Origin of the sequence: Rhizobium sp. BK661, from assembly GCF_024808825.1 — a bacterium.
Classification (GTDB): domain Bacteria; phylum Pseudomonadota; class Alphaproteobacteria; order Rhizobiales; family Rhizobiaceae; genus Rhizobium.
Genome location: NZ_JANTYT010000029.1, coordinates 1 through 19,885, shown reverse-complemented (window position 1 = coordinate 19,885; position 19,885 = coordinate 1). Strand labels below are relative to the sequence as shown.

Below are 19,885 nucleotides of genomic sequence, written 5' to 3'. Positions count from 1 at the left end.
AATTAAATCGAAACGATTGCTGCAATTGTTGGTAAGATGTTAACCAGCCAATATCGCTCCATCAAACGCAGCCGCTCGAACAGATCGGCGAACGCAGGAGCAGATATGACCCACCAATCCCCTATGTCGAATCCAGTCCGGAGCAGTCTGGCACGCATCGTCGCCTCTCCGGTCACGCGAACCGTGTCGCTGCTTGCGCTCTGCGCCGCCTACATCCAGGGTCCGCTCACCAAGATCTTCGATTTCAACGGCGCACTGGCCGAAATGGACCACTTCGGTCTCCACCCAGCCGCCTTCTTCGCAGTCGCCGTCATCGTGTTCGAACTGGCGGCTTCAGCCATGGTGGTCTCGGGCGTTCTGCGTTGGGCAGGCGCCCTGGCGCTGGCTGGCTTCACACTTCTCGCGACCTTCATCGCCCTCCGCTTCTGGGAAATGGCTCCCGGCATGGACCGTATGATGGCGACCAACGCGTTCTTTGAACATGTTGGCCTCGCTGGCGCATTCCTCTTCGTCGCCGCATTCGACCTCACAAAGGGAGCAGGCAAATGAGCGCGGCAAAAGCATCCGGCGGAACCTTCGCGCCACTCGCACAGCCTGTATTTGCGGTTCTCTGGATCGCCACCGTCCTTGGCAATACCGGAAGCTTCATGCGCGACGTCGCAAGCTCCTGGCTGATGACGGATCTTTCGGCATCGCCGGCCGCGGTCGCCATGGTCCAGGCGGCCGGAACCCTGCCGATCTTCCTGCTTGCCATTCCTGCGGGCGTTCTCACCGACATCCTCGATCGCCGCAAGTTCCTGATCGCCGTCCAGCTCCTGCTGGCATCCGTCAGCATCTCGCTCATGATCCTGTCCCAGACGGGCATGCTGTCGGTCAGCGCGCTGATCGGTCTGACCTTCCTCGGCGGGATCGGTGCGGCGCTCATGGGTCCGACCTGGCAGGCCATCGTTCCGGAACTGGTGAAGCGCGAGGATGTCAAGAGCGCCGTGGCGCTGAACTCGCTTGGCATCAACATTGCCCGCTCCATCGGGCCTGCCGCGGGCGGCCTGCTTCTCGCAGCCTTTGGAGCGGGGATCACCTACGGCGCCGATGTCGCAAGCTACGCCGTGGTGATCGCAGCTCTGGTCTGGTGGCCACGGGCGAAGAATGCAAACGACGCGCTGCAGGAGAACTTCTTCGGTGCCTTCCGGGCCGGGCTTCGCTACACCCGCTCGAGCAAACCGCTCCACGTCGTCCTCCTGCGCGCCTCGATCTTCTTCGCCTTCGCCAGCGCCGTGTGGGCGCTCCTTCCGCTCGTGGCCCGGCAGTTGCTGGGTGGTGATGCCAGCTTCTACGGCATCCTGCTCGGTGCAGTCGGTGCAGGCGCGATTGGTGGCGCTTTGGTCATGCCGAAGCTGCGCGAACGCCTGAGTTCCGACGGCCTGCTTCTCGGTGCCGCGCTGATCACCGCTGCGGTTATGGGTGTCCTGTCACTCGCCCCGCCGAAGATCGTTGCCATCATCGTTCTTCTGTTCCTCGGTGCGGCATGGATCACTGCTCTGACAACGCTCAACGGCGCGGCCCAGGCTGTTCTTCCGAACTGGGTGCGTGGTCGCGGCCTCGCCGTCTACCTCACCGTCTTCAATGGTGCGATGACTGCCGGGAGCCTTGGTTGGGGCGCGGTCGGCGAGGCTGTCGGCATCCAATCGACCCTGCTCATCGGAGCCGCCGGACTGCTTGTGGCCGGGTTCATCATGCACCGCGTGAAGCTTCCTGCAGGCGATGCCGACATGGTGCCGTCCAATCACTGGCCTGAGCCGCTTGTTGCGGAACCCGTTGCCCATGACCGTGGTCCGGTTCTGATCCTGATCGAGTACAAGGTCGAGAAGCAGCACCGCAGCGCATTCCTGCACGCCATCGATCATCTTTCCAACGAACGCCGCCGCGATGGTGCCTATGGCTGGGGTGTCACCGAGGACTCGGCTGACCCGGAAAAGATCGTCGAATGGTTCATGGTGGAATCCTGGGCTGAACATCTTCGCCAGCACAAGCGGGTCTCCAACGCCGACGCCGACCTGCAGGGCAAGGTGCTGGCCTACCATGTCGGTCCCGAGAAACCTGTTGTCCGTCACTTCCTGACGATCAATCGGCCTGGTGCCGCATGATGAAGACTTGGGCAGGGCGGCGGCTTCGGCCGCCCAGCCCATTATGCCGCCACGCGCAATGAACTCGAAACAATTGATGAAATTGTTGAAGCTGGCATCTGGCGTCAAAGCTGGAGCGACGTCGCGGCACCTAACAGAAATAGAGGTCAAGAAATGAAGTTTCCCTCCCTTCCTACCCTTCGGGTGATAACATTCCCCTTCGGCTTCTCACTGGCAATTGTTCTTTTACCGCTCGATACTCGCTAGCACTTGCACGGCGCAGTTGGGGATCAAAGCCGCACGATGCTTTCGGAAATCAACCTGCAAGGTGACGTCGCCGACGCATGCGACGAGGCTGCGCCCCTCCAACAACAGGCGCCCGGCGATCTGCTCCGGAGACCAGCGTGCCTCCAACTGGCTGATGATCTCCGTGCGTAAATTCGGGTGCCGCCGCAGCTTTCTCAGCCGGTGTCCCCGGTCCTTAGAGATATCGTGAGCTACCGTGCTGTAGTAGCCGTCGTAGTCCGGCAGTTCACGATGGCGAAACGTGTTGCGCTTGATCTCGGGGTAAATCGTCGAACGATGGCGGCCAAGCTGACGGGCCATTTCGTTGACAGGCACTTTTGCCACCACCAGCTGATGTAGGCGTCGTTGGTCGGCGAGAGCAAGCTGCGTATAGGGGCCAGAATGGCGAAAATACTGAAGCTGGCGACAGCGTGAAGGCGTCTATCAGCGAGAGACAAGCGACTGGCAACGTCGCCGATCTGTGGCAGATTTTCTGTATATGGCCGGTGCGCTCTGCATTTGATGGGGTTGTCGAAGACGGCCTCAACGGCTTAGTCGGTTCTTTGGTGCGCAACGCCACCATTGAGACGGATATTCCGGAAAGCCCTCTGGAGATTCACAAGGAACTGGTTACGGCCTTTTGTTCGAAATACGCTTCGCGACACAAGGTCCGCAATCGGCCTCGGCCGGTTGCACCGCTGTTCACTTCCCACAATGTAGATGATCCATTTGATACAGCGTGCGTACAAATGTCTGATCATAAGGAGGAAGGATATGGTAATCAAGGCACTTATCACACTCGCAGCTATCGCTATTGTTGGGGTGAACATCGCTCACTCACAAGAAAAACCGACAGTGGTCCTAGTACACGGTGCCTTCGCGGATTCGTCAAGCTGGAGTAAGGTGATCGCGAAGCTGGAGCAAGATGGATATCCAGTTGCTGCTGCATCTAATCCGCTGAGGAGTGTCACAGGTGACGGTGCGTACGTTCGCAAGATCGTCGACTCTTTGCCGGGAGACGTCATTCTTGTCGGACATTCTTACGGGGGTTCTGTCATCAATGAAGTAGCTGCGGGCAATGCAAAGGTGAGGTCTCTTGTCTTTGTCGCTGCTTTCGCACCAGATATAGGCGCGACTGCTCTTCGTTAACTAATCGATTTCCTGGTAGCACGTTTTTGCCGCCCACTCTAGCCGCGCCTATCAAACTCGATGGTAAGACAAGCGATTTTTACATCAAGCAAGACGCTCAACAGTTTGCTGCCGATGTGCCAAAAGCCGGCGCTGCCGTTATGGCGCAGCGCAACGGCCTGTGACAGACGTCGCTGTGTCAGAGGCATCTACAGTTGCGAGCTGGAAAAATATTCCTTCCAGGTTCATTTACGGAGACGCCGACAAGAACATTCCGGCCGAAGCGCATGCTTGGATGGCGAAGAGGGCCGGATCCAAAGAGGCCGTAGTCATAAAGGGCGGTTCGCATGTGATTATGATATCGCACCCAGACACGGTCGTAGAGATCATCGAAAAGTCCGAATAGCCGAACCGATTATTTCTAACCGGCGAGGGCGGGAAGTTCACACAAAAAGCGATTAGGCTTCCTCGCTGGGACAATGGCGGCCTCACCGCAAAGGGAATCTCGATATGTCAAATTCAAAAGTATTCCTAGCAGCTACCGTGGTGTGGACATCGTGGTCTTTTGCAGGTGAGCACCACCATAAAAGGGAGCCCACTACTCAGGACTCAGTGGCGGTCAACGGTTGGCTCGATGAAACGAATGCTGCGATGGAAAAGATGATGGCGCAGATGGCCGTGCGTCATACGGGCGATGTGGATCGTGACTTCGTCGCAATGATGGCACCACATCATCAAGGCGCAATAGATATGGCTTTAGTGTATCTGCGGTTCGGGAAGAATGAACCGCTGAGGCGGTTAGCTCAAGAAATCATAGTTACTCAGGGACAAGAGATTGTCTCGATGAAGAGGGCGGTTGGAGACGTGCCGCCACCGGCTCCCCCGCTCGGAGCGAGGTGATTGAGTACGTTTCGTCATGAGCATTTTACCAGCTTGTGTGCAACTTTGGAAGCGACAGGGAGGTTTTTATGTGCATGAAGTCAACCATCATCGTATTCGCCGCGCTTACTCCAATTTGCTCTTGGGCCGGGCAAGTCCCATTTGCAGCTTCCGACCCTGACATTGCGGTCAGCAGTCGTGATCGGGCTTACGCTGCTGAACAATTTTCTAACACGGTATCGGTAGTTGACCCTTCTGCTAACAAGCTTCTTGGAGTGATCAAGCTGGGCGATCCGCAGCCCGGTAATCTTAGTCCGCTTTATAAAGGCCAAGTCCTGGTCCACGGGATGGGTTTCTCGCCTGATAAGAAGACCTTGGCCGTTGTCTCTATTGGCTCGAACTCCGTATCGTTCATCGACACCGCTACCAACGCGGTGAAGCACACAACTTACGTCGGTCGGTCTCCACATGAGGCATTCTTCACGCCTAACGGCGAAGAAGTCTGGGTGACCGTTCGAGGCGAGGATTATGTGTCCGTTATCGACGTCGCGAGTTTTAAAGAAAGGACACGCATCAAGGTGCCGCCGGGTCCCGGGATGCAGATATTCTCGCCGGACGGCAAGTACGGCTACATCTGTTCGTCTTTCAATCCCGAGACCGTTATAGTGACCGTTGCCAATTATCAAATCGTGGGACGCGTCAAGCAGGCAAGTCCGTTCTGCCCAAACATAGCTGCATCGCCAGATGGAAAGCAGGTCTGGTTTACTTTGAAGGATATTGGAAAGACCCAGGTGTTCAACGCGCAGCCACCTTTCAATTTGATCGAGACAATTGATACGGGGCCCATTACCAATCATGTCAACATTGTCGTGAATAAAAATGGCACATTCGCCTATGTCACGGTTGGAGGTGCCAACGAGGTGAAAGTATACCGCACTGACAATTTTGAGCTGGTAGCAACCATTCCGGTTGGCTTCCTACCCCACGGCATCTGGCCGTCTGGTGACGGAAGTCGCGTCTACGTTGGTCTGGAAAACGCAGATCAGTTCGCTGTGATAGACACCGCTGACAACAAGGTCATCGCGAACATCCCAATAGGACAAGCGCCTCAGGCTGTAATATACGTGCCGAACGCAGTCCCAGTCGGAAATGGGACGCAGAATCTGACAGCCCTTGGCAAAGCCGGCGAGGCTGCGCATCTAGAGCTTGTCTCAGTCGACGTAGGAAATAAAGCCAAAACAAGCGTCAGCCTTTTTGACCAGGGCCTTACTCAAGTCCTGCAGGCATCCGTGACCGGGCTTGACCCAAAGACACCCTACATTCTGGCGCTTTCTTCGGACCCTAACGGCGGAGGAACATTGCAGGCCTTAGCATCTTTTACGACAAATCCCGCAGGCGCGGCTATCGTCAATGCTGTTGGGCCCATCCGTCAGATCGTGGAACCTGACCTTGAGGACGAGAAACGCTTCCTGGTGATTGCGGCCTCAATTGATGGCCGCGCCGGACGCGTCCTGCAAGTCCAAGTGTCTGCCAAGTAGACAATTGAGGGTGTTCGACTCGATCGCCTTTCCTTTACCTAGCGTTGGATCAGCGCCGTTAGAAAAGCACAACTCTTATCGGGAATCGTCTAATGATGAGGATCATTCGTGCGTCCGCCGCTGGACTCGGTGCCCCACCGCCCGTGGTCGGCTCCCCATATTCACCTGAACACCCCACGATTAGGCGCTTGGCGTACGTAATCGTGAGCTTGTTGATCGCAATGATGGCAAACCTTGGCAATAGCATTCTACTGATCAAAAGTGGAGTGCGCTGTTTGAGGGCATGGAACCCTTTGCGCAAAAGGGCCATGCCTTTTGGTCCCAGCTTCGCAAGTGTTCTGCCAACAGCATTCCGCGGCCGGCAGCCGTTTGCCCCAGCATATCGAGCCTTCGAGCTGTTGGACCGATAGGCGAAAAGCCTGTAATCACCTGACCGCAACCCAGCGCTTTTGCAGTTCGAAACCCGTCCTCTTCCGGTGACCCCAGAACAGCGGCCTGCGGCCACGTGTTTGCTGCCCATCTCAGCGCATCGTTCAGCGCCATACGATCCCGTTCATGTTCAGCTGTTAAAACCGCAATCGCCTTGATCGCAATTTCATGCATTTCAGGCAGTGTTTCGAGCGAGAGATCCTCGATGGTTATCAGCACCATGGCCGCTTGCGCTTTATCCGAGCGCGTAAAATCTCGAACCGGAGGGGGTGGTGGCACGATGATGCCGTCAGCTGGAATGACTGCCTTCCGCGCGATACCCTCGGGAGATAACCGGCCGTTGGTCATAGCGCGGATGCGGTCAGCATCGGCAAGATGGGCCTTGCCTTTCGTGTGCAGTCCCGCGACCCAGCGCCAGGACAAGGTGATGGACGCCGGGTTAACATCGACAAGATGGCTGAACATGAAGGCGGCGCCCAGCTCCCAGGGTAGACCAAGCGTAAACGTCCAGATCAAGGCGAATTGCATCCTGGCCCAGTTGTGAAGATAACCGATGTCTCTCAGTTCCACGACCCAGGCATCGAAGCAGTCAATTCCGCTGAGGCCCTCGCAGGCGGCGTCATGCATCTGGCACATACCATAATCATGATCGAGCGTGCGCTCTGTCCAGCTCATTCATGTAGCCCGTCCACACCGCCGGCCGCTGCTCCAGCCAGCCCTTCCAGTATGTCCGCCAGAAAATCTCACTGATGAATTTTTCAGCTTGGACGATCCCGTGCCGCGCCACGACTGCCGCGATCACCTCGGCTTCACAGACGACCCGACGCCGCAGTGCTGCCAACAGCCGCGAAACATGCACATGCTGCCCGGTGCCCCGATCGAAGTTCCGCAATCGAGCGTATTGCGAGCCCGCTGCAGGCAGGAATTCCTCCAGTCGTTGCAGCGCGTGATCGCGGCTTACGAAACTCTGTTTGCTCAGGTGGCGTTTCTTTCAAGGTTAGCATGTTTGTCTCAGATTTCGAACTAGAGCTGTTACGCTGCCGGGCGGGGCGCGGTTCAACCCTCAGGTGATTTGCGGCTAACACTCGCTTACCCCGGTACAGGAAGACAAACTCCTCAAATTTTGGCCGCTTTCGAACGCCGGCAGCGATCCGAACAGAACTTCACATCGCCCCAGTTCTTTGCCCACTTTCGTCGCCAAGCGAAAGGCAACCCACAGGCGTAACAGATTTTTCTCCGCAGATCGGATTTTTTGACCATCTTCGTCACGTGGTGCCAGCCCTTCCTGTGCGCTTTCGGGAGAAATTAAACACGCTCTCGATTATCCAGCTTTTTTAGAAAAGCTGCAGCGCTCTGGCGGTAGGTGTGCCTTTTGTCCTCATCCATTCGCCGCCATGTGGACAAGACCTGTGAGAGGCGATGGTTCTTAGACAATCCCGCCGCATTACGATCCATGAAGTCCCAATAGAGCGAGTTGAACGGACAGGCATCGTCGCCGATCTTTTTGGCGACCTTGTATCGGCAGCCATTGCAGTAATCAGACATCCGGGAAATGTAGGCGCCACTGGCCGCATATGGCTTGGACGCCATGAAGCCGCCATCGGCGAATTGGCTCATGCCGATGACGTTGGGTAACTCAACCCATTCGAAGGCGTCCGCATAAACCGAGAGATACCATTGATGCACTTCAAACGGATTGAGCCCCGCGAGCATCGAGAAATTGCCGACCACCATCAGGCGCTGGATATGATGGGCGTAGGCGTGGGTGATCGTCTTTGTGATCACATCCGAAACACAGGCCATGTCGGTATCGCCGGTCCAAAAAAACTCGGGAAGCGGTCTGTGCGCCTCGAAGACGTTGCTCTTTTCGTATCCCGGCATCTTCAACCAGTAGATACCACGGATAAACTCGCGCCATCCGATGATTTGCCGAATAAAACCTTCCACGGCGTTGAGTGGAGCGTCGCCCTCGATGTAGGCTCGTTCCGCCTGACGGCAAAGATTCAAAGGATCGAGCAGACCGATATTGATGTAAAACGATAAGAGCGCGTGATTGAGAAAGGGATCCTCACTCAGCATCGCATCCTGTGACTCACCGAAATTCGGCAGGAACTCTTTCATAAAAGTCCGCGCCGCCCCTTCGGCGTCGGCGCGCGTTACCGCAAATGAAAAATTTGCGGTCGACCCCATATTTTTCGGAAATGTCCGTTCGACAAGCCCAAGCACCTCCGTGGTCGTCTTATCGGGACGGTAGAGTGGATGCCGCGGCCGAAGAAGATCGGGCTTCGCCGGCTTGCGGTTTTCAGCGTCGAAGTTCCATCGGCCGCCTTCCGGGTCGGTTCCGCTCATTAGGAGTCGGGTCCGGCGCCGCATATCCCGGTAGAAATATTCCATCGTCAGGGATCGGCGGTCCCGTGCCCAATCTTGAAATTCGGCTTTCGAACAGAGGTAACGGCCATCTGTTCGTATTTCGACCGAGACACCGATGGTTTCGTGCCATTTTCCCATTTCCTCAAGGACTCGCCACTCGGAGGCCTCGGTGATGACAATACGTCGCGGTCGTAAAGTCTCAACAGCTCGTTTGAGTTCACCGGTGAAGGAACCGGAATTGTCGGGATCGTCGAGCTTTGTGTAACGGACATAGAAGCCTCGATCCTGGAGTTCTGCTGCGAAGTGGCGCATCGCAGAGAAAATCAGCGCGATTTTCAGTTTATGGTGATGGACATATGAGGCCTCCTCCATGACCTCGCACATAACGATGACGTCGTGCTTCGGGTCAGCATCATCGAAGCTGGACAGCGAGAGCGATAGCTGATCGCCAAGCACAAAGATCAGGTTGCGAGCACGTTTCAACGAAGCCTCTTGCAAGGTCTAATCAGGTTCTGGTCACCAGCGAAGCATTTGCGATGTCTGATGCCAAACGATTGAGCTCCCGTCATATGCGAAGAAGCCGCCGGTATTTGCGGGCTCTAGCGCGTCAAGCGCCTGAAGAACGGATCGCGCGGCGTCGTCTTGCTCCGACCTTTCGTGACCGGAGGAAAATCCATCCGACAGGGATGTGGCAACACTGCCTGGATGCATTGCGACGACCACCGATGCGGGATTTGCCCTGGACACTTCGATCGCGGCAGTGTGGACGATCTGGTTCAGCGCGGCCTTGGAGGATCGATAAGAAATCCAGCCGCCGAGCTGATTGTCGCCGATCGACCCGACGCGCGCCGACAGGAATGCGAAGATCACCCGTTTCTTCCTGGCGAGCAACGGAACGAAGTACTTCAGTAACAATGCCGGTCCAATGGCATTGACGGCAAACTGGTTCATCATGGCGGTTTTGCGAAATCTGTCCGATCGACTTCTCCGGCTCGGCATCATCTATGGTGAGAGCTCCCGTCGCGCACACAATCAAATCGAACGACGTTGATTGAAACCGATCGGCTGCGCGATGGACGGATTCTTCGTCAGTGATGCCAAGCTGATCATCACGGCGCAAAACCTGAACCGTGTTTGAACAATTGGGATCGGCTTCCAAGCAATTGGCGATCGCATGGCCGATGCCGCCACTGGACCCGAGGGCCGAGTATCCGGGGTCTAACGATGTCACCAGCTTCCCCGCCATTGAACGTACTCCCTGCAAATCGGATGGTTCCAGCTCGGACAATCAGCCGCACACCAGCATCATGAAGCGCGACTGATCCTGCGCAGAGCCTTCAAACTGGCCCATGAATGTCGTAGTTATGGTTTTGGCACCCTGCTTTTGAATGCCGCGCATCGCCATGCACATGTGCTCCGCTTCAATCATGACGGCCACGCCTTTTGGTCGAAGGCTCTCGTCGAGGGCTTTTGCAATCTGCGACGTCATTGTTTCCTGCGTCTGCAGCCGACGGGCATAAAGGTCCACGACTCGTGCCATTTTTGAAAGTCCAAGGACGCCGCCATCAGGGAAATACGCGATATGGGCAACACCATGAAACGGCACCATGTGATGCTCGCAATGCGAATGGAATGTGATGTCCTTGACGACCACCATGTCGCCGTAACCGGCGACATCGGAAAAGATCCTCGCCAAAACGTCTTCCGGCGCTGTGTCATAGCCGGCGAAAAGTTCCCGATAAGCTTTGGCGACACGCGCCGGGGTATCGAGGAGACCTTCACGGGACGGGTCGTCGCCAGACCAGCGGATCAAGGTCCGCACGGCGGCCTCGGCTTCCTCCTGAGTTGGTATTTCCGCGGCCGCTAGAAAGTCGGTATCGTTGGCGGTTGCGTCCATTAGAAATGTCCTTCGTTATGACAACCCAGATGGTACGACGCCACCCATCGGTCGGATCAAATTTCCAGCGCATTAGGTTCCAATTTTTTGATCTGTTTCGCGATTGCCTCGTAAGCATGCAGTTACCGTGGAGCAGAGAGATGGCGCGAACAATCGTGATAGTTGGCAACGGTTCATTTTCGCGCGGTGAAGCGCGTGCAATTGACGGCAGTGATCTTGTCGTTCGCTTCAATGGCTGTCGCTCGGTCGGCGAGGGCGGCCGTCGAACGGATATCGTCGCGGTCTGCAATACTGGCCGTCCTGCTGCCGCAATGAGCGAGACTTCAAGGTTTGCCGAACTCATGCCGGTCTTCGCGATACAATATCCCGAGCTCAACGATTTTTGTGACGATTATACTGAGAGCTTTGCAAGCTTCGCCACTAACACCGGCAAAAGCTTTGCGGTGATTCCACGCCGATATCATGATCTCTTGGATTTGGAGCTGCGAGGGCTCATGCCGGGCGCGTACATTGTGCCGAGCTCTGGATTAATCACTATAGCCTAAGTGATCGGCGAGGTTGCAGCGTCTGGCGATCAGGTTTTACTCGCTGGCTTCTCGCATCAGGGATGGGATGGGCATCCGTTCGACGCCGAGCGCGGCTTCGTCGATCGGCTGATCGCGCAAGGGCAATTGCGAAGGCTGTGAAGCCTGACGTCTGCGGAGCGAACCGGCAGCAAATACGGTGACGCGAGGCAGCAGCAGAAATGGGAGGCGTAACTCGAATGGCGGAACGGCTGCGAGTTGGGGTTATAGGGGCGGGTATTGCGGGGCTGACTATTGTTAGGTCACTGCAGAAAATTGCAGACGTGATCGTCTTCGAAGAAAGCAGAGGCGTCGGCGGTCGGATGGCGACACGCAGGATTGACGACGTCTCGTTCGATCACGGCGCACAATATTTCACAGTACGGGATCAGGATTTTCGCAGGGAAATAGAGCAGGCTTGCGGGGTGGGTTTGGTCAAGCCTTGGACAGGCGATGTGGTGTCGTTGACCGCAGGTGGTCCGGCGCGACACGTGGTTCCAAGCACGACAAGGTATGTTGCCGTTCCCTCTATGACCGCCTTGACGAAAGCGATGGCGAAGGGCCTCGATATCCGTCTTGACTGCCGGGTGGCAGAGATCGGCGGAGAGCCTGGTCGCTGGCTTATACACTCCGGCGAACTTGTGGAGGGGCCGTTCGACTGGATCGTTGCGACTGCGCCGGCGCCACAAAGTGCGGCGCTCTTGCCCGCCAGCTTTTCCCACCATGAAACCTTGCGGGAGGTTGGCATGCACGCATGTTTCACGCTGATGATAAAGCGAAATTCTCACCCTCCCGAGCTCTTCGCCGCCGCTCGTGTATCGGATCCAGTTATTGGATGGATAGCCTACAACCACTCAAAACCGGCTCGTCCAGAGCCCGCTTCTCTTGTTGTTAATTCCAATGGCGTTTGGGCCGATGACAACGTCGATATGCCTCTTGATGCCGTTCGATGGGCCGGGCCTATAGGTTGAGTAGCCCGCGACGCAGCCGTAGGTCAGATACATGGGTCTTCTGGCGGCCTCCAGCCAGATGCCGCGGTAATGGTCTGGTTCGACCTTCACGCCATCGGGTTCGGCCTGTGCGAGGCACGTTGCCGACGCAATGACGGCAAGCGCGAGCATGAACGGCCGTACGCTACTGAGATGATTTTTCATTGAGACCTCCCTGGATCGTTAATTTGCACTTCAGTTTATGATGTCTCTTTATCGGCGCCAAAGCCCCGCGTATCGTAGCCCGATAAAGGTCATCAGGCTCGCGACAGCGAACGGAAGGAACAGAGCGAAATCGTTTGCCTGGGCAATTCCCGTTTTTCTTGTTGGAGCGGCATCCCTGCTGAAGCCTCCGATATAAACGGCAACTGGGCGCGCGCAGGCGGAAATGCGCGTGTGCGTATTGCGTCGTGCGGCGCTGATATCTGCGCGGTCAACACTTGGATAAAGCCCGGCACGCCGAAGGAGAAGGTAGGTGACAAACTGGTTATGTCCATCACGGAAGACAGCGAGGGCAGCTACCCGGGCACCGCTTTCGACCCGCAACGCGACCTGATCTACAAGCTTACAGTCAAAGTCGATGGCGATAGGATGACCACGAAAGGCTGTGTCATCGCCGGTTTGATCTGCAAGGGCGTGGAATGGACGCGCATAAACTGAGCTCGAAAAATCCATCTGGGAGCCCCGTATGAAAACTTACCTGACCGCCTACACCGCAACGCTGATCGCCTTCGTCGCAATCGATTTTGTCTGGCTGAGCACCATGGCCGACCGTCTCTATCGACCGACGTTGGGCGAGATGCTTGCGCCGCAGTTCCGATTGGCGCCGGCAGTGGCTTTCTACCTGGTCTACGCCGCTGGGCTGACCTCCTCGCTGTCAGGACAGGGTACATCTCAGGATCGATAGCGACAGCAATCATCTACGGCGCTGCCGTCGGTTTCATGGCTTATGCCACCTATGACCTGACCAACCAGTCCACCCTGAGAAACTGGTCGACTGGCTTGACGGTCGCCGACCTTATCTGGGAAACGGTCTTGTCGGCGGCAGCATCAGGCGTTGGGTTTTGGGTCACGCAGCGGATCTTTGGCACTGTGGCGCGCCTTTGATGCTCGCACGCGATGTCGGCGCCGGGGTTATCCAAGCCCAAGCAGATAGCTCGAGGCAAATTTCTGAATTCATTTTTTGATCCAGCAGCGCGCTGATGCGTAGGTTACGCCATGAATATACAGATGCCGCTTCGAACCGGAGTACTTCGAGCCACATGCGCCGACGCGAAAGTGTGGCCGACGTCGTCGGGCGGGGCGCGAAAGGTCGGTAAATTGGAGGAAGAAACCGTTAGCTTAGATGCAGAACGGATCAGGGTGTTGATGGCCGCGGTGGTAGATTCGCGCGATATCGGCGCGTTCGAACTCCTCTATAGGCACTTTTATCCGCGCGTGCGCTCTTACATGGTGAAAATGACGAGAGGAAACCGGATACTGGCAGAGGAGTTGGCGCAGGAGACGATGATGCGCGTCTGGCACAAGGCTGCGCTTTTCGACCCGTCTAGGGCGCAGGCGTCGACCTGGATATTCACGATCGCCAGAAATCAGATGATAGACTCTGTTCGCAGAGCTATAAAGCCTGATTTCGATCCAAACGATCCGGCGTTCGTCCCGGATGAGTTTGAGGCCGCTGACGTGCTAATCGAGCGTCAGCAAAGCGCTGCAGCGCTACGCCGCGCAATGACAAATTTGAAGGGGAGATATGCCGAAGTGCTGCGCATGTCGTTTTTCGAAGGGCTCACCCATTCGACGATCGCAGAAAAACTAAACCTCCCAATTGGAACGGTGAAATCAAGGATACGACTTGCATGCGAGAAACTTCGTACAGCGCTTCAGGACGAAGCCAAATGATAAAACATCATCTGGACGGCGACATGCTCCAGCAATATGCGGCCGGGACCCTGGCTGAAGGCTGGAGCGTTGCTGTGGCGACCCATCTTGCCTTGTGCCCGGCATGCAGATCGGAGCTGTCGACCTTCGAAAGCGTTGGGGGGTATTTTATCGACAGTGAATCCGCTGATGATGCCGATGTCTCGCAAAGCTGGCAAAGTCTAAAAGCAAAAATCGATGCAGGCCAGATCGACAAGGTTGTGCCAATCAAAAATCGTTTCGCTTCGGATCGGACATATCCGGAACCTTTGAGGACCTATATCGACGCAGCGGGCGGTCTAAGGTGGCGCCAGCTCGGGCGCGGCGCTGCCCAAATGATGATACCGACCGGCGACGAGACAACGACAGTGCGACTGCTCAAGATTGCTGCCGGTCAGCCGGTCCCGGAGCATTCTCACCGGGGCGTGGAATTGACGCTGGTGCTTGACGGGAGCTTCAGCGACGAGGTTTCGACATTTGCGCGAGGCGATGTCGAGATGGCCGACGACAGCTTGATGCATCAGCCTAAGGCTGATGCTGGCAAAGATTGTATATGTCTTGCCGTGACCGAGGCGCCGCTACGCTTCAAGAGCAGGTTTTTGCGGTTGATACAGCCAATCCTCGGGATTTGACGGTCAGTATCATCGATCCAACAATCGCAGACCTGCTCACAGCCTCTTGTGCAGATCACTTTGCACGATCTTTCTTCGTTTTTGAACCGGAGCGGCGGTTATTCGTAGAACCTCTACCGAGCCAAGAGGCCGGCATTGAGAGGAGAAGATTATGAAGAAATTTCTGGTAGTTTCGGCAGTCGCGTTGGCCAGCATGATGACAGGCTGCTTGGCTGCATATGCCGCCAACCCTAAGGTCGGTGGAGCGGCGATGTTCGAGGACAAGAACATCGTCGAAAACGCCGCGAATTCGAAGGATCACACGACGCTCGTCGCTGCCGTCAAGGCTGCGGGCCTGGTTTCCACACTTGAAGGGAAAGGGCCGCTTACCGTGTTCGCTCCGACCAACGAAGCCTTTGAGGCGCTTCCGAAAGGAACCGTCGAGACTCTACTCAAGCCCGAAAACAAAGAAAAGCTCACCAAAATTCTGACTTGCCACGTGGTTGCCGCTGATGCGCTGGCCAGCACCGTCGCCAAGATGATCAAGGATGATGGCGGCGAACATGACATCAAGACGGTCGGCGGCTGTGTTTTGAAGGCTAAAGAGAACATGGGCAAGATCACGCTCACTGACGAGGCAGGAGGAACGGCGACGGTGACGATAGCTGACGTCAAGCAGTCGAACGGCGTGATCCACGTGATCGATAAAGTTCTGCTTCCCAAGATGTGATTGGGCTGCCGGGCCGATACTCTCGGCGCGGCACTTTATATGTTCACGTTTGACTGAAGTCAGCATCCACATCCGGCCGGTTCGAACGCCAACCGAGTTTAGTGCACAGGTCTTCACCAGCGGAGACGCCACTGCGTGCACTCTCGAAGGGTCCTTTCAGTATCGTAGTTACTCCGCGGAAGACAACGATTACCGTCTTTGATACCGGATCGTAAAACACTGTCATGCCGTCTTCGTAGTCCATTGATAAATTCCTCCAATAAAGGGCCGGCGGAGGCCGGCCCTTGCGGATCCGATGCCGATCCGCGTCAGCTCCTGGGGTGTGGAGCCGGTTCCATCGCTTTAGGGCTCTGCATGGAACGGACTTATTACGGAGTGCTCGAACCGCGGATCAAAACAAAATCAACTGTGTTTATGTTGTAGTCATCAGCGCGGCTGGCCACGGGTCAACAGTCGCTGCAAAGTCCGCCGGTGCAATCTCAGCAACCTCGCTGTCATGGAAATGTTGTACCCGTTTTCAGCCAATACCCTGTTGATATGTTCCCATCGAACCTGTTCGGCAGGCGTTAGACAAGGGCCGCCACTTTGCTCTTCAGGCTGGCTTAGTCCGAGTATCTCCAAAATCTCGTCTGCGTCGGCGGGCTTGCTCAAGAACTCGGTCGCACCGAGTTTCACCGCCGAAACAACAGCGCTGACGTGGCCATAGCCAGTAAGGACTAGCGACTTGATGTTGGGCGAAACTTCCCTACAAAGCTTCACGAGTTCAAGACCGTTCTCGTCGCCGATGCGTAGATCAGTTATAAGTATATCAAGGTGGCCGAGCCTGATAACAGAGCCCGCGTTCTCAATCGTCGTGCAGATTTCGACATTCAGACCGCGATCTTCTAGGGCCTTGCCAAGTCGATGCGCGAAAGCGTTGTCGTCGTCTACCAAGAGCACGTTCAAGCGTTCCGTAGACTCACCATCTACTACATCGGGCTGGTCGGGTGTTCCTTCCATTGCCTCCTCCTAGGGACCCCTTGGGACTGCAGCGAACAAAGCTAGCCCCTTATCTACGGTGATTTTCTTGTTCAGATCAGATCTATATGCCTTGCGGAACTTCGTCAGGTTGCTCGCGGTCTTGCAGACCGCTCGTGAAGCCCTTGGGTCGGAGGGATCGGCGACCGTCAGGACGAGTGTCCAGTGCTGCGGCGCCTTGGAGACGCGCGCCCTTCTACGACAAGGCGACAGATCGTAAAATCAAACGGCGCACTGGAGTGTATAAACATGGCACTCAAGCGGATGGACAATATAGGAATCGTCGTAGAGAATCTCGAAGCGACGATTGATTTCTTTCACGATCTTGGTCTCGAACTCGAGGGGCGGGCCACGGTCGAAGGAGAGTGGGCTGGACGTATCACCGGATTGGGCGATCAGCGTATCGAGATCGCTATGATGCGCACGCCGGATGGTCATAGCCGGCTGGAGCTTTCCCGCTTCTTAAACCCATCGGTCGTCGAAGATCACCGCAACGCCCCAGTGAATGGCTTCGGCTACCTGCGCTCTATGTTTGTCGTGGATGATATTGATGACACGTGTCGCTTGCTAGGTAAAAGTCGAATTAACTGCAACTGCGAAGACGCCATAGATCGGCATGTGTGGGTCATGATCTCTTCGATAGCGCCGCTGAAGCGCACTTCCGTTCGACGACATCATCGAGATCTGGAATGATTGCGCCGAGCACCCTGAAACGCCACGGCTCATGTCTTCGGGAGATAGGGCGGGCCGTCCCTTGGCCTGTGGGGTATTGGCGCAGATGATGTCGATGTTAAGCTCATAAAGGGCTCGGCCGAACTGCGTCAGGCCGCTCGTCCGGTCTTTCTCCGAAGCATGGACTGGGCGGAAGACACCGTGCTTGTCGCTGTAGAATGCCAGAGGCTTGCCCCACTGCTGCAAATAGGCCTTCGTCGCATGGAAGTAGTCGAAGGTGTTCTCCGATCCGGCAAACCGCAGATGCAAGAGCTTGCCGGTGGCGTCATCGATGTAGACGAGCAGGGCGCATTTGGGACCGCGGTTCTCGAACCACCAGTGATGCGAGCCGTCGATCTGGACGAGTTCGCCGAGACAATCCCGCCGGCCACGCGGCTGAAAAACCCGCTTCTTGCGTTCGCGCCGCGAGATCCAGATGCTGGCCTCGGTCATCCATTGACGTAACGTCTCCTTGGCCACCGAGATTTGATGCAGTTCGATCAGCTTCTCGCGGGCCAGCGTCGGGCCGAAATCCAGATAGCGTTCGCGGATCAGATCCAGCGCCGCATTGCGAAACTCCTCGCTGTGGCGCCGATTGCTCGGTCGTGATCGCTTCTTCGAAACTAGGCCGGTCGCGCCGGAGCGGTCATAGGCCTGCAGCAGCCGGTGCACCTGACTTCGGCTGAGGCCGAGCAGCTCGGCGGCCTGAACGACGCTCAGGCGCTGATCACGGATCTTCTGAATAACTTCGAGGCGATGCAATTCTTTCTGCGACATGGTGATCATAAAGGACATGACGACTCCGACCGCTCATGGTCTCGACCAGACTGGAGGTCGTCATCCTTGCTCCCAACGTTGGCATTGACCAGCACGTCGAGAGGCGAGACTGTCGCATCTCTAACTGGCCCAACTGTCGCATTACTAAATAGCCCCTACATCTATTGTGGCGGCCAGGTTGAAATGTCCGCCGATTTGCAAAGTAGAAATGTCACCTTGGGCGGGTCTTCAGCCATTTAGAAATGCGACACTCACCATGTCCACTTGCACTGAGGCAAGCCCCCGACCGGACCGGCTGGGCCAGGTTGCAAGGGAAGGGAGGGGGCGGGTGGGACACACCCCTTCGGCTTTAGCTTTGAGACGATCCAATCGACCCGTCACTCGGCAGCTTGCTGCCGCAACAGAGCCTTCTCACGTCGCGCAATCACCGCCGGATCGTTCATGTAATCCGTGCGCCTTCCGGGCTTGCGACCCCTCGGCTTATAGCCATTTTTGTCACTGTTGCTCTTTACGACCGGCTGTTCCTGCTGGTCCTGACGCTCCTTGATATAGGCTAGGAGTTCACCCAGCCGCTTGTTCTCGGTAATCGCCGCATGCGTCACCCGCTGATCCTTGTCGAACACCGAGTAGGGCAGGCAATAGCCTTTCCAACGCACATCCAGCCGACCGTCCGCATAGGCATAGGTCTCGACATAGCGACCGACCAAACCACGCGTCACCTCTGTCTCCTCCAGCATGATCCGCTTGCGCTCGAACGAGAACGTCAGCTGCGATCCGACATAGCGCTGCTCACGCTTGCAGAGGATCTCCGTCAACCGATCAGGCGCCAGATTCATCGGCCGGTGCAGGTCGTCTGGGCGGGCAGGGATGATCGCAAATCGCGTATTGTAGTCCTCCACGAAGTCCGGCAAGAACGCATTGCCTGCCTCCATGGTATCAATGCCAGAAAGCCGCAGCTCCTTGACCAGGCGGTCCTGCAGCGTCCGGTTCATCCGCTCGACACGGCCCTTGGCCTGACTCGAATTTGCGCAAAGAATCTCAATATTTAGCTCGCAAAGCGCACGCCCGAACTGGGTCATGCCCTGGCCACCCTTGGCATCCTTCTTCGCCACCCGGAACACCGAATGCTTGTCCGAGTAAAAGGCAATCGGTGCGCCGTGACGTTTGAGATAGAGCGCCAGTGCCTCGAAGTAGGTGAAGGCGCTTTCGGAACGCACAAAGCGCAGCTGCATCAACCTCCCGGTCGCATCGTCGACGAACACCAGCAGCGAGCACGGCGGTCCGCGATCCTCGAACCATCGATGCTCTGACCCGTCGATCTGCACCAGCTCGCCATAGGCTTCGCGTCGTAGCCGCGGCTGATGAAACGTTCGGCGCTGCTTGCGCGACAGCCACAGTCCGGCATCCGCCATCCAGCTTCGAAGTGTCTCGCGCGACACACGCAAGCCATCGCGTTCGGCGAGCTTCTCGGCTGCCAAGGTCGGCCCAAAATCCGCATAGCGTTCGCCAACCAGCGTCACCGCGTAATCGCGAACACCGTCGCTGATCCGGTTGTTCGATGGCCGACCGATCGCCTTGTGTCTGATCGATGCCGCGCCGCCAGTCCGCATCCGCTCCAGCAGCCGATGCACCTGACGCTCGCTCAGGTCAAGCACATGCGCCGCTGACACCAGGGTCATCCGGCCGGCGATCACCTTCGACAAAATCTCGATCCGCTGCAGATCACGCTCGCTCATCGCAATCAGTCCCATCCGCAATCTCCGCCGTCATCAAACCCGGGGAGAGAGTGACATTTCTACTTTGCAGAAACAGGACATTCTAACTTTGCGGTGTGAGTTCATGCTGAACCGCGACTTTTGTGGCTCATCAAGCTAGCCGGCATGTCTGATCTGCGCGAGCAGTTTCTTTCGGAAGACTTCGGCCG

General features: G+C 56.6%; 17 protein-coding genes and 7 pseudogenes. 13 read left to right on the top strand and 11 right to left on the bottom strand.

The annotated features are described in order from the left end of the window. Positions 1-105: 105 nt before the first annotated feature. Complete coding sequence (locus tag FHX16_RS29220; protein ID WP_183865059.1) at positions 106-549, top strand: DoxX family protein; 444 nt, start codon at positions 106-108, stop codon at positions 547-549. After that, a complete protein-coding gene (locus FHX16_RS29215; protein ID WP_259131774.1) occupies positions 546-2,144 on the top strand; it encodes an MFS transporter in 1,599 nt (532 codons plus the stop codon). The genes FHX16_RS29220 and FHX16_RS29215 overlap by 4 nt, the downstream gene beginning before the upstream one ends. A gap of 338 nt (positions 2,145-2,482) precedes the next feature. Here the strand turns inward: FHX16_RS29215 and FHX16_RS29210 are convergent. Next, positions 2,483-2,759 (bottom strand): annotated as a pseudogene (locus FHX16_RS29210) (IS30 family transposase); the annotation flags it as partial. Between the two features lie 423 nt (positions 2,760-3,182). On the opposite strand from FHX16_RS29210, the pseudogene FHX16_RS29205 reads away from it, so the two are divergent. The 3 genes and pseudogenes from FHX16_RS29205 to FHX16_RS29195 all read left to right on the top strand — a co-directional run bounded on the left by FHX16_RS29205 (position 3,183) and on the right by FHX16_RS29195 (position 5,953). Further along, positions 3,183-3,942: pseudogene (locus tag FHX16_RS29205) on the top strand (alpha/beta fold hydrolase). 104 nt (positions 3,943-4,046) lie between these two features. Further along, a complete protein-coding gene (locus FHX16_RS29200) occupies positions 4,047-4,436 on the top strand; it encodes a DUF305 domain-containing protein (RefSeq protein ID WP_259131773.1) in 390 nt (129 codons plus the stop codon). A gap of 74 nt (positions 4,437-4,510) precedes the next feature. Further along, the gene (locus tag FHX16_RS29195) at positions 4,511-5,953 is read left to right on the top strand and encodes a YncE family protein (protein ID WP_183865062.1); all 1,443 of its coding nucleotides are present in this window, start codon (positions 4,511-4,513) and stop codon (positions 5,951-5,953) included. Between the two features lie 255 nt (positions 5,954-6,208). Here the strand turns inward: FHX16_RS29195 and FHX16_RS29190 are convergent, their stop codons facing one another. The 5 genes and pseudogenes from FHX16_RS29190 to folE form a co-directional block, all read right to left on the bottom strand. Further along, positions 6,209-7,009, bottom strand: coding sequence for an FAD-binding domain-containing protein (locus FHX16_RS29190; protein WP_259131770.1), 801 nt, complete (start codon positions 7,007-7,009; stop codon positions 6,209-6,211). 489 nt (positions 7,010-7,498) lie between these two features. Beyond that, on the bottom strand, positions 7,499-7,642 hold the full coding sequence (locus FHX16_RS29185) for a DUF2256 domain-containing protein (RefSeq protein ID WP_210281074.1): 144 nt from the start codon (positions 7,640-7,642) through the stop codon (positions 7,499-7,501). Between the two features lie 45 nt (positions 7,643-7,687). Beyond that, positions 7,688-9,250, bottom strand: coding sequence for a cryptochrome/photolyase family protein (locus tag FHX16_RS29180; RefSeq protein ID WP_246720228.1), 1,563 nt, complete (start codon positions 9,248-9,250; stop codon positions 7,688-7,690). Positions 9,251-9,268: 18 nt separating this feature from the next. Next, positions 9,269-9,998: pseudogene (locus FHX16_RS29175) on the bottom strand (SDR family oxidoreductase). Between the two features lie 42 nt (positions 9,999-10,040). After that, positions 10,041-10,649: a GTP cyclohydrolase I FolE gene (folE, locus tag FHX16_RS29170; RefSeq protein WP_183759101.1), complete on the bottom strand. Its 609-nt coding sequence runs from the start codon at positions 10,647-10,649 to the stop codon at positions 10,041-10,043. 140 nt (positions 10,650-10,789) lie between these two features. Between folE and FHX16_RS29165 the strand changes: the two are divergent. After that, positions 10,790-11,335: pseudogene (locus FHX16_RS29165) on the top strand (Urease operon accessory protein). A gap of 59 nt (positions 11,336-11,394) precedes the next feature. Further along, on the top strand, positions 11,395-12,183 hold the full coding sequence (locus tag FHX16_RS31725; protein WP_405049334.1) for an NAD(P)/FAD-dependent oxidoreductase: 789 nt from the start codon (positions 11,395-11,397) through the stop codon (positions 12,181-12,183). Here the strand turns inward: FHX16_RS31725 and FHX16_RS31510 are convergent. Beyond that, complete coding sequence (locus FHX16_RS31510; protein WP_310503161.1) at positions 12,067-12,366, bottom strand: hypothetical protein; 300 nt, start codon at positions 12,364-12,366, stop codon at positions 12,067-12,069. The genes FHX16_RS31725 and FHX16_RS31510 overlap by 117 nt on opposite strands. A gap of 129 nt (positions 12,367-12,495) precedes the next feature. Here FHX16_RS31510 and FHX16_RS29155 point away from each other — a divergent pair, with 129 nt between their 5' ends. The 5 genes and pseudogenes from FHX16_RS29155 to FHX16_RS29135 all read left to right on the top strand — a co-directional run bounded on the left by FHX16_RS29155 (position 12,496) and on the right by FHX16_RS29135 (position 15,456). After that, entirely contained in the window at positions 12,496-12,861 is a 366-nt protein-coding gene (locus FHX16_RS29155; RefSeq protein WP_183865071.1) for a DUF2147 domain-containing protein, read from the top strand. A 28-nt stretch (positions 12,862-12,889) separates the two neighbouring features. Next, a pseudogene (locus FHX16_RS29150) lies at positions 12,890-13,308 on the top strand (DUF2177 family protein). 213 nt (positions 13,309-13,521) lie between these two features. Then, positions 13,522-14,097 carry a sigma-70 family RNA polymerase sigma factor gene (locus FHX16_RS29145; RefSeq protein WP_246712847.1) on the top strand — a complete coding sequence of 192 codons (576 nt, stop codon included), beginning with the start codon at positions 13,522-13,524 and terminating at the stop codon, positions 14,095-14,097. Continuing rightward, a complete protein-coding gene (locus FHX16_RS29140) occupies positions 14,094-14,747 on the top strand; it encodes a ChrR family anti-sigma-E factor (protein ID WP_183759099.1) in 654 nt (217 codons plus the stop codon). The genes FHX16_RS29145 and FHX16_RS29140 overlap by 4 nt, the downstream gene beginning before the upstream one ends. A 151-nt stretch (positions 14,748-14,898) precedes the next feature. Continuing rightward, entirely contained in the window at positions 14,899-15,456 is a 558-nt protein-coding gene (locus FHX16_RS29135) for a fasciclin domain-containing protein (protein ID WP_183865067.1), read from the top strand. 43 nt (positions 15,457-15,499) lie between these two features. On the opposite strand, the gene FHX16_RS29130 is transcribed toward FHX16_RS29135, so the two are convergent. Both FHX16_RS29130 and FHX16_RS29125 read right to left on the bottom strand, forming a co-directional pair. Next, a complete protein-coding gene (locus FHX16_RS29130; protein WP_183865068.1) occupies positions 15,500-15,700 on the bottom strand; it encodes a hypothetical protein in 201 nt (66 codons plus the stop codon). Between the two features lie 182 nt (positions 15,701-15,882). Then, complete coding sequence (locus FHX16_RS29125) at positions 15,883-16,455, bottom strand: response regulator transcription factor (protein WP_183759125.1); 573 nt, start codon at positions 16,453-16,455, stop codon at positions 15,883-15,885. A gap of 267 nt (positions 16,456-16,722) precedes the next feature. Between FHX16_RS29125 and FHX16_RS29120 the strand changes: the two are divergent. Continuing rightward, positions 16,723-17,049 (top strand): annotated as a pseudogene (locus tag FHX16_RS29120) (VOC family protein); the annotation flags it as partial. A 174-nt stretch (positions 17,050-17,223) separates the two neighbouring features. Here the strand turns inward: FHX16_RS29120 and FHX16_RS29115 are convergent. After that, positions 17,224-17,979 (bottom strand): annotated as a pseudogene (locus FHX16_RS29115) (ISNCY family transposase); the annotation flags it as partial. A 359-nt stretch (positions 17,980-18,338) separates the two neighbouring features. Beyond that, positions 18,339-19,712 carry an ISNCY family transposase gene (locus FHX16_RS29110; protein WP_183759097.1) on the bottom strand — a complete coding sequence of 458 codons (1,374 nt, stop codon included), beginning with the start codon at positions 19,710-19,712 and terminating at the stop codon, positions 18,339-18,341. Between the last annotated feature and the right edge of the window lie 173 nt (positions 19,713-19,885).

What these genes read in the sequence shown, in the direction of transcription:
- FHX16_RS29220 (WP_183865059.1), top strand. Translation starts at nt 106, where the DNA reads ATGACCCACCAATCCCCTATGTCGAATCCAGTCCGGAGCAGTCTGGCA.
- FHX16_RS29215 (WP_259131774.1), top strand. Translation starts at nt 546, where the DNA reads ATGAGCGCGGCAAAAGCATCCGGCGGAACCTTCGCGCCACTCGCACAG.
- FHX16_RS29200 (WP_259131773.1), top strand. Translation starts at nt 4,047, where the DNA reads ATGTCAAATTCAAAAGTATTCCTAGCAGCTACCGTGGTGTGGACATCG.
- FHX16_RS29195 (WP_183865062.1), top strand. Translation starts at nt 4,511, where the DNA reads ATGAAGTCAACCATCATCGTATTCGCCGCGCTTACTCCAATTTGCTCT.
- FHX16_RS29190 (WP_259131770.1), bottom strand. Translation starts at nt 7,009, where the DNA reads ATGCATGACGCCGCCTGCGAGGGCCTCAGCGGAATTGACTGCTTCGAT.
- FHX16_RS29185 (WP_210281074.1), bottom strand. Translation starts at nt 7,642, where the DNA reads ATGGTCAAAAAATCCGATCTGCGGAGAAAAATCTGTTACGCCTGTGGG.
- folE (WP_183759101.1), bottom strand. Translation starts at nt 10,649, where the DNA reads ATGGACGCAACCGCCAACGATACCGACTTTCTAGCGGCCGCGGAAATA.
- FHX16_RS31725 (WP_405049334.1), top strand. Translation starts at nt 11,395, where the DNA reads ATGGGAGGCGTAACTCGAATGGCGGAACGGCTGCGAGTTGGGGTTATA.
- FHX16_RS31510 (WP_310503161.1), bottom strand. Translation starts at nt 12,366, where the DNA reads ATGAAAAATCATCTCAGTAGCGTACGGCCGTTCATGCTCGCGCTTGCC.
- FHX16_RS29140 (WP_183759099.1), top strand. Translation starts at nt 14,094, where the DNA reads ATGATAAAACATCATCTGGACGGCGACATGCTCCAGCAATATGCGGCC.
- FHX16_RS29135 (WP_183865067.1), top strand. Translation starts at nt 14,899, where the DNA reads ATGAAGAAATTTCTGGTAGTTTCGGCAGTCGCGTTGGCCAGCATGATG.
- FHX16_RS29130 (WP_183865068.1), bottom strand. Translation starts at nt 15,700, where the DNA reads ATGGACTACGAAGACGGCATGACAGTGTTTTACGATCCGGTATCAAAG.
- FHX16_RS29125 (WP_183759125.1), bottom strand. Translation starts at nt 16,455, where the DNA reads ATGGAAGGAACACCCGACCAGCCCGATGTAGTAGATGGTGAGTCTACG.
- FHX16_RS29110 (WP_183759097.1), bottom strand. Translation starts at nt 19,712, where the DNA reads ATGGGACTGATTGCGATGAGCGAGCGTGATCTGCAGCGGATCGAGATT.